The sequence below is a fragment of the Hydrogenophaga sp. 70-12 genome (assembly GCF_001897365.1).
Classification (GTDB): domain Bacteria; phylum Pseudomonadota; class Gammaproteobacteria; order Burkholderiales; family Burkholderiaceae_C; genus Hydrogenophaga; species Hydrogenophaga borbori.
Genome location: NZ_MKSS01000165.1, coordinates 1 through 14,190 on the forward strand (window position 1 = coordinate 1; position 14,190 = coordinate 14,190).

Annotated in this window: 15 protein-coding genes; 10 read left to right on the top strand and 5 right to left on the bottom strand. The window is 70.0% G+C overall.

Going from position 1 to position 14,190, the window contains the following annotated elements; translation table 11 throughout:
• The 3 genes from BGO22_RS09970 to BGO22_RS09980 form a co-directional block, all read left to right on the top strand.
• Positions 1-803: flagellin (locus BGO22_RS09970; RefSeq protein WP_286850563.1), on the top strand; the 803-nt coding region annotated here is incomplete at its 5' end.
• 202 nt (positions 804-1,005) lie between these two features.
• The gene (gene fliS / locus BGO22_RS09975; protein WP_070400979.1) at positions 1,006-1,413 is read left to right on the top strand and encodes a flagellar export chaperone FliS; all 408 of its coding nucleotides are present in this window, start codon (positions 1,006-1,008) and stop codon (positions 1,411-1,413) included.
• Between the two features lies 1 nt (position 1,414).
• Positions 1,415-1,720 carry a flagellar protein FliT gene (locus tag BGO22_RS09980; protein WP_286850565.1) on the top strand — a complete coding sequence of 102 codons (306 nt, stop codon included), beginning with the start codon at positions 1,415-1,417 and terminating at the stop codon, positions 1,718-1,720.
• 57 nt (positions 1,721-1,777) lie between these two features.
• Here the strand turns inward: BGO22_RS09980 and BGO22_RS09985 are convergent, their stop codons facing one another.
• The 3 genes from BGO22_RS09985 to BGO22_RS09995 form a co-directional block, all read right to left on the bottom strand.
• A complete protein-coding gene (locus tag BGO22_RS09985) occupies positions 1,778-2,965 on the bottom strand; it encodes a hypothetical protein (protein WP_286850567.1) in 1,188 nt (395 codons plus the stop codon).
• 147 nt (positions 2,966-3,112) lie between these two features.
• The gene (locus BGO22_RS09990; protein ID WP_286850569.1) at positions 3,113-4,657 is read right to left on the bottom strand and encodes a hypothetical protein; all 1,545 of its coding nucleotides are present in this window, start codon (positions 4,655-4,657) and stop codon (positions 3,113-3,115) included.
• A gap of 92 nt (positions 4,658-4,749) precedes the next feature.
• Positions 4,750-5,748 (bottom strand): PIN domain-containing protein, encoded by a 999-nt coding sequence (locus BGO22_RS09995; protein ID WP_286850571.1) that lies wholly within the window; start codon positions 5,746-5,748, stop codon positions 4,750-4,752.
• A gap of 302 nt (positions 5,749-6,050) precedes the next feature.
• Between BGO22_RS09995 and BGO22_RS10000 the strand changes: the two genes are divergently transcribed.
• Together BGO22_RS10000 and BGO22_RS10005 are read left to right on the top strand one after the other, a co-directional pair.
• Entirely contained in the window at positions 6,051-6,989 is a 939-nt protein-coding gene (locus tag BGO22_RS10000; protein ID WP_286850573.1) for a hypothetical protein, read from the top strand.
• 10 nt (positions 6,990-6,999) lie between these two features.
• On the top strand, positions 7,000-7,533 hold the full coding sequence (locus tag BGO22_RS10005; protein ID WP_286850575.1) for a hypothetical protein: 534 nt from the start codon (positions 7,000-7,002) through the stop codon (positions 7,531-7,533).
• 55 nt (positions 7,534-7,588) lie between these two features.
• On the opposite strand, the gene fliE is transcribed toward BGO22_RS10005, so the two are convergent.
• A complete protein-coding gene (gene fliE / locus BGO22_RS10010; protein WP_070401151.1) occupies positions 7,589-7,903 on the bottom strand; it encodes a flagellar hook-basal body complex protein FliE in 315 nt (104 codons plus the stop codon).
• Between the two features lie 118 nt (positions 7,904-8,021).
• Positions 8,022-8,732, bottom strand: a complete 711-nt coding sequence (locus BGO22_RS10015) for a hypothetical protein (RefSeq protein WP_286850578.1) — start codon at positions 8,730-8,732, stop codon at positions 8,022-8,024.
• 200 nt (positions 8,733-8,932) lie between these two features.
• Here BGO22_RS10015 and fliF point away from each other — a divergent pair, with 200 nt between their 5' ends.
• The 5 genes from fliF to fliJ all read left to right on the top strand — a co-directional run.
• Positions 8,933-10,621: a flagellar basal-body MS-ring/collar protein FliF gene (gene fliF / locus BGO22_RS10020; RefSeq protein ID WP_286850581.1), complete on the top strand. Its 1,689-nt coding sequence runs from the start codon at positions 8,933-8,935 to the stop codon at positions 10,619-10,621.
• A 15-nt stretch (positions 10,622-10,636) separates the two neighbouring features.
• Positions 10,637-11,635: a flagellar motor switch protein FliG gene (gene fliG, locus BGO22_RS10025; protein ID WP_070401148.1), complete on the top strand. Its 999-nt coding sequence runs from the start codon at positions 10,637-10,639 to the stop codon at positions 11,633-11,635.
• A gap of 7 nt (positions 11,636-11,642) precedes the next feature.
• Positions 11,643-12,347: a FliH/SctL family protein gene (locus BGO22_RS10030; RefSeq protein ID WP_070401147.1), complete on the top strand. Its 705-nt coding sequence runs from the start codon at positions 11,643-11,645 to the stop codon at positions 12,345-12,347.
• A 5-nt stretch (positions 12,348-12,352) separates the two neighbouring features.
• Complete coding sequence (fliI, locus tag BGO22_RS10035) at positions 12,353-13,846, top strand: flagellar protein export ATPase FliI (RefSeq protein WP_204744181.1); 1,494 nt, start codon at positions 12,353-12,355, stop codon at positions 13,844-13,846.
• 58 nt (positions 13,847-13,904) lie between these two features.
• A partial coding sequence (gene fliJ, locus BGO22_RS10040; protein WP_286850586.1) for a flagellar export protein FliJ occupies positions 13,905-14,190 on the top strand: 286 nt, incomplete at its 3' end.

The following is a 14,190-nucleotide window of genomic DNA, read 5'->3' on the forward strand; positions in this document are numbered from 1 at the left end:
AGACCACCGCCTTCAACGGCACCAAGCTGCTCGACGGCTCCTTCGCCAACGCCACCTTCCAGGTCGGCGCCAACGCCGGCGAGGGCATCGCCATCGAGTCCATCGTCTCGGCCAAGTCCGACACCCTGGGTGAAACGCCGGTGCACATGACCGCGCAGATCAACAACGCGGCCGACCCCGTGGCACCCGCCGTGCTGGCCTCCATGGCCGCTGGCACCCTGAAGGTGGACGACGCCTCGGGCACCGCCGTCGACCTCGGCCCCATCGGCGAGGCCACCACCGGCGCCCAGCGCTCGCAGCAGATCGTGGACGCGATCAACGCCAAGTCCTCCGACACCGGCGTGTTCGCCTTCACCACGCTCGACGCCAACGGCGCCGTCACGGGCTACCGCGTCTGGGCCGAGCGCGCCCTGACCGCGGCCGGCGATTTCACCGGCTTCGGCGCCGCCACCACCGGCACCGTGACCGACACCGCCGCCGTGGCCAACGCCGCCATGGACGACGTGAGCATCACGAGCTTCGGTGAGTCCCAACTGGCCATCAAGGTGATCGACTCGGCCATCGACGCCATCAACAGCTCGCGCGCCGACCTCGGCGCCCTGCAAAGCCGCTTCGAGAACGCCGTGGCCAACATCAACATCACCGGCGAGAACATCTCCGCCGCGCGCGGGCGCATCGTCGACGCCGACTTCGCCAAGGAAACCTCCAACCTCTCGCGCGCCCAGATCCTGCAGCAGGCCGGCACCGCCATGGTCGCCCAGGCCAACCAGAACGGCCAGAGCGTGCTCTCGCTGCTGCGCTGAGCGGCCAGGCCCCCGGGCCGCCCCACGCCCGCCACGGCGGCGGCCCGCAAAGGCCGCCGCCGTTGTCGTTTGAAGCGGACGACACCCCTCTCAGGTATCCCGGGAAACGGCCATGAAACCCACCTCTGATCGCCCACCAAATACCTACAGTCCGGCGCGCGATGGCCGATACAAAGAACATAGCCAGCCAGGAGCCCCCACCATGTTCACCTCCGTCAACACCCGTTCCGCCTCCGTCTACAAACGCGTCGCCGTGGAAACCGGCGTCCAGGCGGCCGACTCGCACCGGCTGGTGGGCATGCTGTTCGACGGCCTGCTGCAGGCCGTGGCGGCCGCGCGCGGCGCCATGGAGCGCGGCGACCTGGTCGCCAAGGGCGAGCAGATCGGCAAGGCGGTGCGCATCGTCGAGGAAGGCCTGAAGGCCGGCCTGGACCCGGCCGGTGGCGAGATGGCGCGCAACCTGGGTGCGCTGTACGCCTACAGCGTGCGCCGCCTCACCGAGGCGAATCTGCGCAACGACGCCAAGGCCCTGGCCGAGGTGGCGGGCCTCATCGAGCCCGTGGCCCAGGCCTGGCAAGACATCCGCGCCCAGGCGCTGCAGGGAGCCTGACATGGGCCAGCACGGTTTGATCGACTACTACAAGGCCATCGAGCGCACCAGCGACCAGATGCTGGCCGCCGCCCAGGCCGAGGACTGGGACCGCGTGGTCCGGCTCGAAGGCGCCTGCGCGGTGCTCATCGCCCAGCTGCGCGCCAAGTCGCGCGACACCGAGCTCGCGCCCGAGGAGCGCAAGGAGAAGGCGCGCATCATGCAACGCATCCTGCGCACCGACGCCGAGATCCGCTGCCTGGCCGAGCCCTGGCTGAACGACCTGGCGCAGATCATCGACCGCAACAGCGCGGCGCCCACGCACTGAGCGCGGTGCCGCCTCCCCATGGAAACGGCCCCCAAGGGCCGTTTCTCTTTGAGGGCATCAGCCCGGGCGCCGCAGGCGCTCGTAGGCCCGTTTCGCTTCGCGATAGGCCGCCAGCCGATACTGGAGCCGGTCCGCCAGCGCTTGCACCACCTCCAGGTTTTCCCGGTGCATGTCGTCCATTTCCTCCCGCAGCGTCTGGGCGTGCAGGCGCAACAGCTCGTCGAACACCAGGGGGTGCAGATGCGCGGTGAAAACCGGCCTCTCCAGCAGCAGGCGCTCGACGAAATCGTCCGGTGACACCCCGGCCTCCTGGGCCAAGGCCTGGAGCGTCAGCGACAGGGCTTCCCTGTCCAGCGCCACCGCCGCCGCGGGCATGGCTTTCTTCTTGGGCGCGCGGAGGGCCATGGGCCCCGGCGCCCCCTGGACTTCGGTCTTTGCTGCCTTCGACGGACGGGGTGTCCATCCGCCAAGAACGGCTCTCAGCTGGACCAGCGGCCATGCCTTCCCACCCGAGGTCTTGCCCGGAGTGTGGTCCGGGGTCTTGCCCGGCGAAGCCTGGCCAGGCGCGGCGCGACCTGGCTTGAACGGGGAGGCCACGGGGACTGGCACGAGCGCGCGCCGGTTGAACTCGATCGCGTCCTTCTCCTGTGGGGCATTCGCTTCGCCGAGGCCCGCCGCTCGGCGCCGCCGTATCCCGCGCAAGTGTTCGTCGAATGCCCGCTGCGCGCCCGCGCGATGGAATTCGACATCCGCCTCCGCGAGCGCCAGGTCGTCTTCGGCACCGTTTCGTGCGGCGATGGCCTCATCCAGAACCGCTTTCGCTGCCAGCATCCGCTGCGCGCGGACCAGGCTCTCGAGGTGTCGGCGCGACGCCGTGCTGTCCACCACCCGCTTCTTCGAAAAATGGTCACATGCCTGGGTCAGGTCGTCCGGGAGACCGTCGGCCGGCGCCGACCGCAGTTCCGCGATCGTCGGCGCCATCAGATCGCGAAAGCTGCAGGGCTCGACGCGCCCATGCCACCGACCCACCGGTTTGCGGGTGGGCATCACCCGATCGGGATCGCCTTCGTCCGCATGCACACGCCACTCTTTCCCGGTCGGCCTGGGTGACTTCTCATACAAGGTCTTTGCAAACCCTTCGACATCGAAGCGTTCACCCCGCCGGATCGGCGAGAACGCCGGGACTGGCCTGGCCGGCGAAACGGGCTTCGGGATCGGCGGTGCTTTGGGGCTGACGCGGCGCATGCGAACTCCTCGGGCTGTGGCGGTGGTACAGAAGCGGCATCGGGCAAAACCGATGCGGCCTGTGGGTAACAGCCACACACCAAAGCGTTCATGAGATGGAACTAGGCCATCTCAACCCTGGCCTCGTGCGCGCCCCGGAGAAAAGGCTCAGAGCGGCGCTTGCGCCGCCTCCTGCAGTTGCGCGCGCATGCAATACCGCGCCAGGGCCTGGAACACCGGAGGGCTCAGGTACCGGGGCACCAGGGTCTCGGTCAACCACAGGTGCAGGATCTGGTGCGGGGCCGGCGAGGGGTCGTTGTCGGTGGTGTAGGCGGCGACAAACGCCTCGACTTCATCGGCTTCCACATCGAGGGGGCCCTCGGGGGCGTCCTTCGGTGTGAAGGCCTTGTCCAGCCGCGCCGCGATGGCCGCGTACGCCCGCCGCTGATCGCCATCCCCCCACTCCCGCCAGATGTCGAGCCCGTCCAGAGCGAGCACGCGCTCGCGGTGGCCGAGGTACGCCGCTTCCAGCCGGCGGGCCAGGCGCATCAAGGGCTGTTCCCTCGCCTGGACGGCGACCCGTTCGTTCTTGACTTGCACCAGCCGGGCCAGGGCACCGCGGAACTGAGGCGTGTCGAGATACACGCCATCGACCTGGCAGCACAAAACGCCTTCGATGCACCGGCGCCATTGCGCCTCCTCCGGCAGCCCCTCCTCGAGCGGCTCACCGGACAACTCGGCCAGCGGCCCATGCAGGGTGGCGCTCAGCGCCGAGGCGAAGGCGCGGGCGCTCATGGGCGCCAGTCCGCCTTCGGCGTCCTGGGTCATGGCCGGCGCCAGAGGCTGGCCCTGGGGCACCACCGGCGCGAGCCACTCCAGCAGCTGGTCCAGGCTGTCTCCCCGCTGGGGGTCGACAGGGAGCGCCATGTCGCCTTCAACCCCCCGTTCCACGAAATACGCCAACAGGGCCTCGAACACCCGGGGCCGCAGGTTGAAGGAGGCCGTGCCCAGCAGGAGGACATGCCGCAGGAACTGCAGCGGTGTCTGCCCCCGCGCCTGGCTGCGTTGATCGATGAAGCGGCGCAGGGCGGCGGTGCGCGCCCGCCCTGCGCCGCCAGACGCACCGTCCGGTACCGCCTGCGCCCAGGCGCGGTTGCACGCGCGCGCTTCGTCGCGATCGGCGGTACGCGCTGCCGAATGGCCATCCTGTTGCCGGACGCTGGCGCGCAGTTCCGAAGGCGCCATGGCCTTCATGCCGTCCCTGTGCGCTCGCATGTCCTTCACGCTGCGGGTGATGTCGAGGAACCGGCCCTGGGCAGCCTTCAGCACCTGCAAAGCGGCATGCAGTTGCACCGTGTTGAGGCACCGATCCGGGCTCGCGGCGCGCTCCGATTGCAGCAGTTCCAGCGCCGCGCCCACCTCCGGCCAATGCCCGAGGTGCTTCTCGCACCAGGCGATCTCCCGGCCCAGCCGCCTCTGCAGGCGCGCCTGCTCCCGCCCATGGATCAGGCGCCCGATCCAGCCAGTGCGCGAGGAGGATTTGACCGAAAGGTCGACGCCGTTCTTCCTTTTTCTGCACACCAACACCCGCGGCTGGGTCGTGGCAGCCGTCGGCTTCTGGGCCAGCACCTGGCTGATCACGGGCAGGCCTTGGTGGCCTTTGGACCGGTGGGGACTGACAAAGCAAGGGAAGAACGGCACGAGGATAGGCATGGCGCGACTCAAAGCGCAGAGGCAGACGGACCCTTCGGCGGAACGGGCCACGGACGGACACAGGCCCAGCGGCCAGGTGGGGGCGGCGGCCCCTACAGGAGCGGTTGAAACACCGGGTCGAGCGCGCAGGCACCGGTGCTGGGGTCGACCGCCGCCGCGAACCGCAGGGCGTTCGCCAGCGCCCCATGTTCCGGCCCCAAGGCCGCCAGGCTCCCGCCCACCAGCGCCTGGCGGACAGCCGCACGCCTCTCAGACGGCGGCAGTGCCTGCGCATCGCAGAGGTTCTGGATCGCCTTCAGCGCACCGAGGCGCGCCGGACCGTAGCGCTCATGCAAGGGCGGGCTCAGGCCTTTCAAGTGATGGACCAGGAGCTGGGCATTGGCGCTCACGGCCAGCGCGGGGGGGAGTGTTCTGGCGTGGGCCTGCAGCCGCGCCAACACCCCGGGATCGCCCCGCAGCGCCTCGACCACCGGTTCCGGCCAGCGCCCCTCCCTCTGCGCAAGGTACGACAGGGTCTTGAGGATCGCCGATCGGGCGGAACACTCGGGATCACCCAGGCGCACCTGCGTGGCCAACTGCGACACCAGCGCCTTGGCCGCGTCGGCGCCCCCGGCGATGGCCACGAAGGTCGGCCAATCGATCCGAGCCCCGGCCAATTGCTTGAGCACCTCGCCCATACCCACGATGGCCGCCAGATCGGACGGGCGCACGCTGGGATGGCGGTCGACCAGCACGCCGACATCGAAGGGCGGTGGCACCGGGAACTGCCGGCCGAACAGACCGCTCACCACCCTGTTCGCCATTTCTTCCTTGCGCCGGACGCTCGCCTGCCACCAACCCAGGCGCGCCAACAGGCGCTGCGGCGAATAGGGCTTGCGCTGCGGCACATACAGCACGATCAGCCGCGCTTGGCTGCCCGGCACGCGCACGGTTTTGGCCCGCAGCGCCTCACCCGATTGAACGGCCCTTCTGACGAGTGCGCGGGCGGCCGCGCTCAGGTCGGTGTCGTGCGTGACCACCACCGCATTCCGGTACGGCAGCGGGACACGCGCCAGCGTCGCCCCGATGGGGCGATCAGATGTACCGTGCATGGTGAGGGTCCATCGGATGCATGGGTGCCAAGCCCTAGACGGCCCATAGGGGCCGCTTCGCGGCGCATGGGCTTTGGTGACGCTTCTGTGAAGCCGGTTCGAACCATCGGCCCTTCCCAGTGGCCTAGGCCGCCCGCGCCAGCCCCCTGGCAGAGCGCTTCATGGGGCGCGCATCCACCCCCCCTGTGCGCGGGCCATCCCCGCGTTCGGGAACAAAGCAGGGGGCGCTGTTCCCTAGGCCATTCTGTGGCGCTGGACAGGCCTGGCGCGACGCAGCCCCCCCTGAGACCCACCACGCCACCATGCAATCCGCCACGTCGTCCTCTTCTTCCTCACGTTCAAGCAGCCCGGAGGGCAGGTCAAGAGGCGCTTCGCGCCAAGCGCCGCCGTCGTCCGCCAGCCGCTCGCTGTCCCCTGGCTGCGCCTCGGCCGGCTGGAACTTCTGCCTGTCGAACGAGAACGACAAGCACAACCTCGAACCCGAGGACATCACCGCCGGCCCCTCACCCATGTCGGCCGCCGAACCCAGCGGGGAAATCAGACGGCTGTTCAAGCCGTCCCGGCACCTCACGCTGGATGCAGAGGGCCTGCGCCCCAACTACAGCGCCATCAACAACGGCGGGCTCTCGGGGGAAGAGACCGCCCAGTTACTCAACTGCGCCCGGGATTTCGCCCAGGGGGCACCGCTGGCTCCCCCCTGGCGTTTCGACCCGGCCAGGCATGCGCTGCCGAACGGCGGCCCCGATATGCCCGGCATCCTGGGCGACACCTCACTGAGCCAGTCCCAGCGGATCGAGGTCTACCGCTGGGCCAGGATCTATGCGCCGGACACCATGACCGACCCGACGTGCCTGGCGACGTGCTGCGTCATGGGGACGGCTCTCCCGGCGGCCACGCTCTTTGTCACGGGCGCAGTGGTTTTGGCCATCTACCTGACAGGCACCCATGACCCCTCCTCGCCCTGCAGTTACCTGCGCATGAATGCCACCGAGGCCAATGCCCTGCTGCAGGCGGTTCACGAGCAATGCCCCTATCTGGTCAACGCCACCTTGAACAACATGGATGAGTGGGTGCCGTTGATCAAGGACCGCTTCTCGCAGGGCATCTACCGCGACGCGAGCGATGGCCATCTCCTGAAGCAGGTGTGCGTTTCCGTGGCCCAGGCCCTGGACCCGGTGGCGGCCATGAAGCTGCTGTTGCTTTTCCTGGTTGTCCAGGCGCTGGCGCCGCTGCAGGGCTGAACAGTCCGCCATGCAGCATCACCCCCATCCCGACCCCGAGGTGGCCGCGCTGGTCGAACAATGCGCCGCCCGCCTGGCCCAGGCCGGCGAGCGAATCGGCGACTGGGTGCGCGCGGCCATGGCGGGACAGGCACGACCGGTGTTGCCGGCGCACGGGCCCGTCGAGGCCGCGCGGCTGCTGACCACCGCCACCCGCCTGTGCGACGAGGGCGCGTTCGATCAGGCGCTGCGGCCCGCCCTGGTCCTGGTCATGCAACACCCCGGGCGGGCGGCATTCGCCTTCCTCGCCGGCACCTGCCTGCAGCGCACGGCCCGGCCGGCCGCTGCGCTGCCGATGTTCGGCCTGGCCGGTCTGCAGGACGGGAACCGCTATGCGGCGCTGGCCGCCTTTCGCTCGGGCGAATGCCTGGCCGCCATGGGCCGGGCGGACGATGCCATCGCGGTGTTCGATGCGGCGGTCGAGGCGTGCCGCCAGCGTCCGGCCTTGGCGGAACTGCAGCGGCTGGCCCAGGACAAGGCTGAGGCCCTGCGCGCCGCCGGTTAGGCCAAGCCCTTGACCCGCGGGCCGGCGGGATGCCCGCCCCGCGGGCCTGGTGGCCTCAAACCGACATGTTCATCACGTCGGTGTAGGCCTGCACCATGCGGTTGCGCACGTGCAGCGCGCTCTGGAAGCCGATCTGCGCCTTCTGCATGGCGATCATGGTTTCCTCCAGGCTGACCTTGGGGTTGCCCAGTTGCACCTCGGTCTGCAGGCGGCTGGCCTCGTTCTGGGCCTTGCTCACCTGGTGCAGGGCCGCCTTGAGGTTGTCGGCGAAGGCCGCGCCCGCGCCACCCGCGGCGCCCGCGGCCGGGCGCTTGAACGCGGCCACGTTGCCCAGCGTCTGGCTGGTCAGGGGGGACAGGCGCATGTCCATGGGGGACTCCTTCGGGAAGCGATCGACAGGCCCGGATGCTAGGCCCCCCTCGGCAACCGGGTCCGGAAATAAAGCCCCAATAAGCCGGCCTTTTCGGGCCCTGACCGGGCGACCCCGCTCAGGGCGTGGCCTTGAGCGGCGACTGCGCCTGGAACTGCATGGCCACGCGTTCGGCCAGTTGGTCGAGCGCCTGGCGGTAGACGGCGTCCACGGCGGCCGGGCCGGAGATCAATGCGTCGAAGGACGGAAAGCTGGCCTCGGCGGGTGCCACGATGGCCCAATCCTCATTCGGCCGGGCGTCCACGCCGAAGAACAGCGTCGTGCTGTAGGGGTACCACTGGGCCCCCCGCGGGAAGGAGTGGACGTCGACGTTGAGCTTGGGCACGTAGGCCTGCGTGCCCATGCCCGAATGAAAGCCGATGGCGTCGAACCCCAGCTGCAATCCGATGTCTTCGTCGAAAGCGAGGTTTTCGATGTCGACGTTGTCGGGGTCGTCCGGCCGGCGGGCGATCGACTCCAACACCCGGACCTCATAGCCGGCGGCCCGCAGCCGGTGCGCCACCCGCTCGGCGAAGAACAGGCCATGGCCCGGCGCATGGGCCCGCATCAGGGCCGTGAGGTCTTTTGACTTCTGGCGCCCGTCCGACAGCGCGCCCAGCGAGGCGAGGGGAAACAGCATGGTGGCCGCCGTCCGGACCGTGACCGTGTACTCCACGGGATCGCCTGCCGGAATGAGCAGAACGCTGCGGGCCGGCAACGGGTCGCCATCGGCGGCACGGGCGCCGGCGGCGAACAGCAGGAAAGTGAGCGCCAGGACGATGCGGTGCATGGGCTTCAAGTCGGTGGTTGCGGTGCGAGGCTTATACCCGGACGGGTACCCCGGCGCGGTCAGAAATCCCACCCCCTCGGCACGGCGCGCGGGAAATAAAGGCCCATTACGGCGCCTTTTTCCGGCAATGCCCGCCGGCCCCCCCCGGGATACTCATCCGCATCCGGGGCCCTTGTGCCCCCTTGCGAGCCATCCCGCCCATGAGCACCACCGCCGTCGCCGAAGTGAATGCCCAGCCCGTGCGCGCCAACGCCCTGGCCGAAGGCCTGGCGCGCATGGACAACGCGCAGAAGATCAAGCTCGGCCTGGGCGCCCTGGCGCTGCTGGCCATCGCCCTGGCCTTCTTCTTCATGGGCCGCCAGCCCGATTGGCGCGTGCTCTACGCCAACTTGGGCGACAAGGACGGCGGCGCCATCGTGGCCCAGCTGTCCCAGATGAACGTGCCCTACAAGTACTCGGACGGCGGCGGCGCCATCATGGTGCCGGCCGACAAGGTGCACGACACCCGGCTGCGCCTGGCTTCCCAAGGCCTGCCCAAGGGCTCGGTCACCGGCTTCGAGCTGATGGAGAACAACCGCTTCGGCATGACGCAGTTCCAGGAGCGGCTGAGCTTCCAGCGCGGCCTGGAAGGCGAGCTGACCCGCTCCATCCAGTCGCTGGCCTCGGTGCAGGCCGCGCGCGTGCACCTGGCCCTGCCCAACCAGAACGGCTTCTTTCGCGAACAGCAAAAGCCCAGCGCCTCGGTGCTGCTGACCCTGCACCCCGGCCGCACGCTGGACCGCGCGCAGGTCGCCGGCATCGTGCACCTGGTGGCCAGCAGCGTGCCCGAGATGAACCCCAAGGCCGTGAGCGTGGTCGACGACCAGGGCAACCTGCTGTCCAACCCGCCCGACGGCCAGAACACCACCGGCGCCGACGTGCAGAAACTGCAGTACGCGCAGCAGCTCGAACAGCTCTACACCCGCCGCATCCTGGACATGCTCGAACCCCTGGTGGGCGTGGGCAACGTGAAGGCGCAGGTGAGCGCCGACATCGACTTCTCCCAGGCCGAGATGACCTCGGAGCAGCACCGGCCGAACCAGGGCAACGAGCCCAGCGCGGTGCGCAGCCAGCAGACCATCGAAGACGGCCGCCCCGGCAGCGCCCAGCCCGCCGGCGTGCCCGGCGCGGTGAGCAACCAGCCGCCGGCGCCCAGCAGCGCGCCCATCAACGGCCAGGCCGCGCCGGTGGGCGTGACGCCGCAGGGCCAGGCCAACGCCGGCCAGGGTGGCTCCACGCGCCGCGAATCCGTCGTCAACTACGAGGTCGACCGCACCGTGCGCACCGTGCGCGAGTCCAGCGGCAGCATCAAGCGCCTGAGCGCGGCCGTGGTGGTGAACCACAAGACCACGCTGGACAAGAACGGCAAGCCCGTCAGCGCCCCCATCCCGGCCCAGCAGATCGAGCAGATGACCGCCCTGGTGCGCGAGACCATCGGCTTCAACCAGGCCCGGGGCGACTCGGTGAACCTGATGAACGCCGCCTTCAACGAGGTGGTGGCAGCCGAGCCCGAGGCCCTGCCTTTCTGGCAGCAGGCCGACAAGATCGAACTGGCGCGCAGCCTGGCGTTCCCGCTCGGCATGGTCGGCCTGGGCCTGATCGTGCTGATGGGCATGGTGCGCCCGGCGCTCAAGCTCATGAAGGCGCCGCCGCCGCGCATCACCGAGGTGCAGCCGCTCAACGCCGTCCTCAACGAAATGCCCGAGCGCCCCGGCCTGCCGATGCCGACGCCGGACGAGGAAACGCCCGAGAAACGCCGCATCGCCGACGCCAAGCGGCTGGCGCTGGAGAACCCGGCGGCGGTGGCCAACATCGTCAAGGGCTGGGTCAACGGCGAAGCGCCGAACTGAGGCAGGGAGCAGAGCATGGACGACACCGGACTGCAGGACGCCGCCATCTTCCTCATGTCGCTCGGCGAAGAGGAAGCGGCCGAGGTGTTCAAGCACCTCAGCCCGAAAGAGGTGCAGAAGCTGGGCGAGACCATCGCGCGCACGCGCGCCGTTTCGCACGAGCGCGTGGACCAGGTGATGCAGCGCTTCACCACCACCGCCTCGTCGCAGAGCCTGCTGGTGAGCGACACCGACAACTACGTGCGCGCGGTGCTCAAGCGCGCCCTGGGCGACGACAAGGCCGCGCTGCTGATCGACCGCATCCTGCAGGGCGGCGACGTCTCCGGCATCGAGAGCCTGAAGTGGATGGACCCGCTGTCCATCGCCGAGCTGCTGCGCAACGAACACCCGCAGATCGTGGCAGCCATCCTGGTGCACTTGGAGGCCGACCAGACCGCCGCCGTGCTGAAGAACTTCACCGAGCGCACGCGCAACGAGGTGATGCTGCGCATCGCCACGCTCGAGGGCATCCAGCCGACGGCGCTGAAGGACCTCAACGAGGTGCTCTACAAGGTGCTGGCCGGCGGCGACAAGATCCGCAAGACCTCCATGGGCGGCGTGAAGACCGCGGCCGAGATCATCAACATGATGGGCACGCAGATCGAGAGCTCGGTGATCGAGTCGATCCGCGACTTCGACCCCGAGCTGGCCCAGAAAATCATGGACAAGATGTTCACCTTCGAGGACCTGCTCAAACTCGACGGCAAGGCCGTGCAGCTCATCCTCAAGGAAGTGGCCACCGACCAGCTCATCGTGGCGCTCAAGGGCGCAACCGCCGAGCTGCGTGAGCTGGTGCTGTCCAACATGTCCAGCCGCGCGGCCGAGGCGCTGCGCGAGGACCTCGAAGCCCGCGGCCCGATCCGCCTGTCCGAGGTGGAGGCGCAGCAGAAAGAGATCCTCAAGATCGTTCGCCGCCTCTCCGACGAAGGCCAGATCGTGATCGGCGGCGGCGGCGAGGAAGAGGCTTTCGTCTGAGCGCCCCATGAACCAACGCCCCAAGAACGACCCGTACTCGCGCTTCATCCCGCGCGAGGAGATCGACGGCGTGGCCGCCTGGCAGTTCGCCGCCGTGGACGGCAGCGACCAGCGCCCCGCCCTGCCCAGCGACGGCGCGGCCGAGACCACGCCGCCCGACGAGCGCCTCGCCGAGGCGCGCGAGCAGGCCTACGCCGAGGGCTTTCGCCACGGCCACGACGCCGGCGCGCAGTCGGTGCGCGACGCCATGGAGGCCAGCATGCGCCGCACCGCCGAGGAAACCGCGGTGCGCATGGCCCAGCTGCTGCGCACCACGCGCGAGCACCTCAAACACAGCGAGCACGAGATCTCGCGCCATATCCTGGAGATCGCCTGCGACCTGGCGCGCCAGGTGGTGCGCCGCGAGCTGGTGCAGAACCCGGCGCAGCTGCAGGGCGTGGTGAGCGAGGCCATGTCCCAGCTCATCGACGACGGCCTGCCCGCCACCATCCGCATGAACCCGGCCGACCTGGCGCTCATGAAAGGCGCGCTGCTCGAAACCCTGGGCGAGCCCCGGCCCGAGCTGGTGCCCGATCCCGGCATCACCCCGGGCGGCTGCGTGCTCGAGTCGCGCACCAACTCGGTGGACGCCACGGTCGAGAAGCGCTGGCTGCGCGCCATCGGCAACCTGGGCCTAAGCGCCCCCTTCGACCCCGCCGACACCGACGTCTGACCCGCATGACCGACAGCACTTTCGACGAAACGCCGAGCCGCTGGGGCCACTTCATGGACGACCTGCGCGCCAGCGCACAGGCGCCCACGCCGCTGGAGGTGCGCGGCACGCTGACCAAGCTCGCCGGCCTGGTGCTCGAGGCCGTGGGCCTGCGCGTGCCCGTGGGCGCGCAGTGCCTGATCGACAACGGCCACAAGCAGCCCGTGCTGGCCGAGGTGGTGGGCTTCTCCAAGGACCGCGCCTTCCTCATGCCCGCCGGCGACGTGCACGGCCTGGCCAGCGGCGCCAGCGTGACGCCGCTGCCGCCCTACCGCACCGTGCCGCGCCTGGGCCAGGACAACCCGCCGCCCTCGCCCAACGACCGCAGCGTGCTCAGCCTGCCCATGGGCGCCGGCCTGCTGGGCCGCGTGGTGGACGCGCACGGCGAGCCGCTGGACCACCAGGGCCCGCTGCGCGGGGTGAGCGTCTCGCCGCTGGAGCGCGCGCCGCTCAACGCCATGGACCGCGACCCGGTGCGCGAACCGCTGGACACCGGCGTGCGCGCCATCAATGCCCTGCTCACCGTGGGCCGCGGCCAGCGCCTGGGCCTGTTCGCCGGCTCCGGCGTGGGCAAGAGCGTGCTGCTGGGCATGATGGCCCGCTACACCAAGGCCGACGTGATCGTGGTCGGCCTGATCGGCGAACGCGGCCGCGAGGTGAAGGAGTTCATCGAGGACATCCTGGGCCCGGAAGGCCGCCGCCGCTCGGTGGTGGTGGCCGCTCCGGCCGACGCGCCGCCGCTGGTGCGCATGCAGGGCGCCAGCTACGCCACCGCCATCGCCGAACGCTTCCGAGACGACGGCCTGCACGTGCTTCTGCTGATGGATTCGCTCACCCGCTACGCCATGGCGCAGCGCGAGATCGCCCTGGCCATCGGCGAGCCACCGGCCACCAAGGGCTACCCGCCCTCGTGCTTCGCCAAGCTGCCGCAGCTGGTGGAGCGCAGCGGCAACGGCCTGAACGGCCGCGGTTCCATCACCGCCTTCTACACCGTGCTGTCCGAGGGCGACGACCAGCAGGACCCGATCGCCGACGCGGCGCGCGCCATCCTGGACGGCCACATCGTGCTGTCGCGTGCGCTGGCCGAGTCGGGCCACTACCCCGCCATCGACGTCGAGGCCTCGGCCTCGCGCGTGATGCACAACGTGGCGCCGCCCAGCCACCTGGAGCTGGCGCGCAAGTTCCGTGCGAACTACTCGCGCTACCAGAAGAGCCGCGACCTGATCCAGCTCGGCGCCTACGTGGCCGGCAGCGACCCCGAGACGGACCGCGCCATCGTGCTCTACCCCGGGCTGCAGCGCTTCCTGATGCAGGACATGCGCGAGGCCGCCCCCATGGGCGAGAGCGTGCGCGGCCTGCAGACCGCGCTGCAGGAAGACAAACCGGCGCGCGACGCCACGGCGGGCAACGCCGCGCGCGGCGCGCGGCCCCACCACAACCCGTATGAGGGCAACCCATGAGCGCCGCACGGCCGCCGGCAGGCGCTCGCACCGCGGCGCGCCGCGCGAAGGTTAAAGAATGACCGCACAGGGCTTGGAAACATTGGACAAGGTCATCGAACTCGCCGAGCGCAAGCGCGACGAGGCGCTCGCCGCGCTGTCGGCGGCGCGCCGCGAGCACCAGGCCGCGCAGGAGCAGATGGACCAGCTCACCGCCTACGCCGCCGAGGCGCAGCAGCGCTGGCAGGCCCGCTGCGCCAGCGGCGTGGACGCCGCCTGGCTCATGCACCACCGCCAGTTCATGGCCAAGGTCGAGCACGCGATGGACTTCCAGACCGGCGTGCTCGGGCAGAAGCAGCGCCAGA

What these genes read in the sequence shown, in the direction of transcription:
- fliS (WP_070400979.1), top strand. Translation starts at nt 1,006, where the DNA reads ATGTTCACCTCCGTCAACACCCGTTCCGCCTCCGTCTACAAACGCGTC.
- BGO22_RS09980 (WP_286850565.1), top strand. Translation starts at nt 1,415, where the DNA reads ATGGGCCAGCACGGTTTGATCGACTACTACAAGGCCATCGAGCGCACC.
- BGO22_RS09985 (WP_286850567.1), bottom strand. Translation starts at nt 2,965, where the DNA reads ATGCGCCGCGTCAGCCCCAAAGCACCGCCGATCCCGAAGCCCGTTTCG.
- BGO22_RS09990 (WP_286850569.1), bottom strand. Translation starts at nt 4,657, where the DNA reads ATGCCTATCCTCGTGCCGTTCTTCCCTTGCTTTGTCAGTCCCCACCGG.
- BGO22_RS09995 (WP_286850571.1), bottom strand. Translation starts at nt 5,748, where the DNA reads ATGCACGGTACATCTGATCGCCCCATCGGGGCGACGCTGGCGCGTGTC.
- BGO22_RS10000 (WP_286850573.1), top strand. Translation starts at nt 6,051, where the DNA reads ATGCAATCCGCCACGTCGTCCTCTTCTTCCTCACGTTCAAGCAGCCCG.
- BGO22_RS10005 (WP_286850575.1), top strand. Translation starts at nt 7,000, where the DNA reads ATGCAGCATCACCCCCATCCCGACCCCGAGGTGGCCGCGCTGGTCGAA.
- fliE (WP_070401151.1), bottom strand. Translation starts at nt 7,903, where the DNA reads ATGGACATGCGCCTGTCCCCCCTGACCAGCCAGACGCTGGGCAACGTG.
- BGO22_RS10015 (WP_286850578.1), bottom strand. Translation starts at nt 8,732, where the DNA reads ATGCACCGCATCGTCCTGGCGCTCACTTTCCTGCTGTTCGCCGCCGGC.
- fliF (WP_286850581.1), top strand. Translation starts at nt 8,933, where the DNA reads ATGAGCACCACCGCCGTCGCCGAAGTGAATGCCCAGCCCGTGCGCGCC.
- fliG (WP_070401148.1), top strand. Translation starts at nt 10,637, where the DNA reads ATGGACGACACCGGACTGCAGGACGCCGCCATCTTCCTCATGTCGCTC.
- BGO22_RS10030 (WP_070401147.1), top strand. Translation starts at nt 11,643, where the DNA reads ATGAACCAACGCCCCAAGAACGACCCGTACTCGCGCTTCATCCCGCGC.
- fliI (WP_204744181.1), top strand. Translation starts at nt 12,353, where the DNA reads ATGACCGACAGCACTTTCGACGAAACGCCGAGCCGCTGGGGCCACTTC.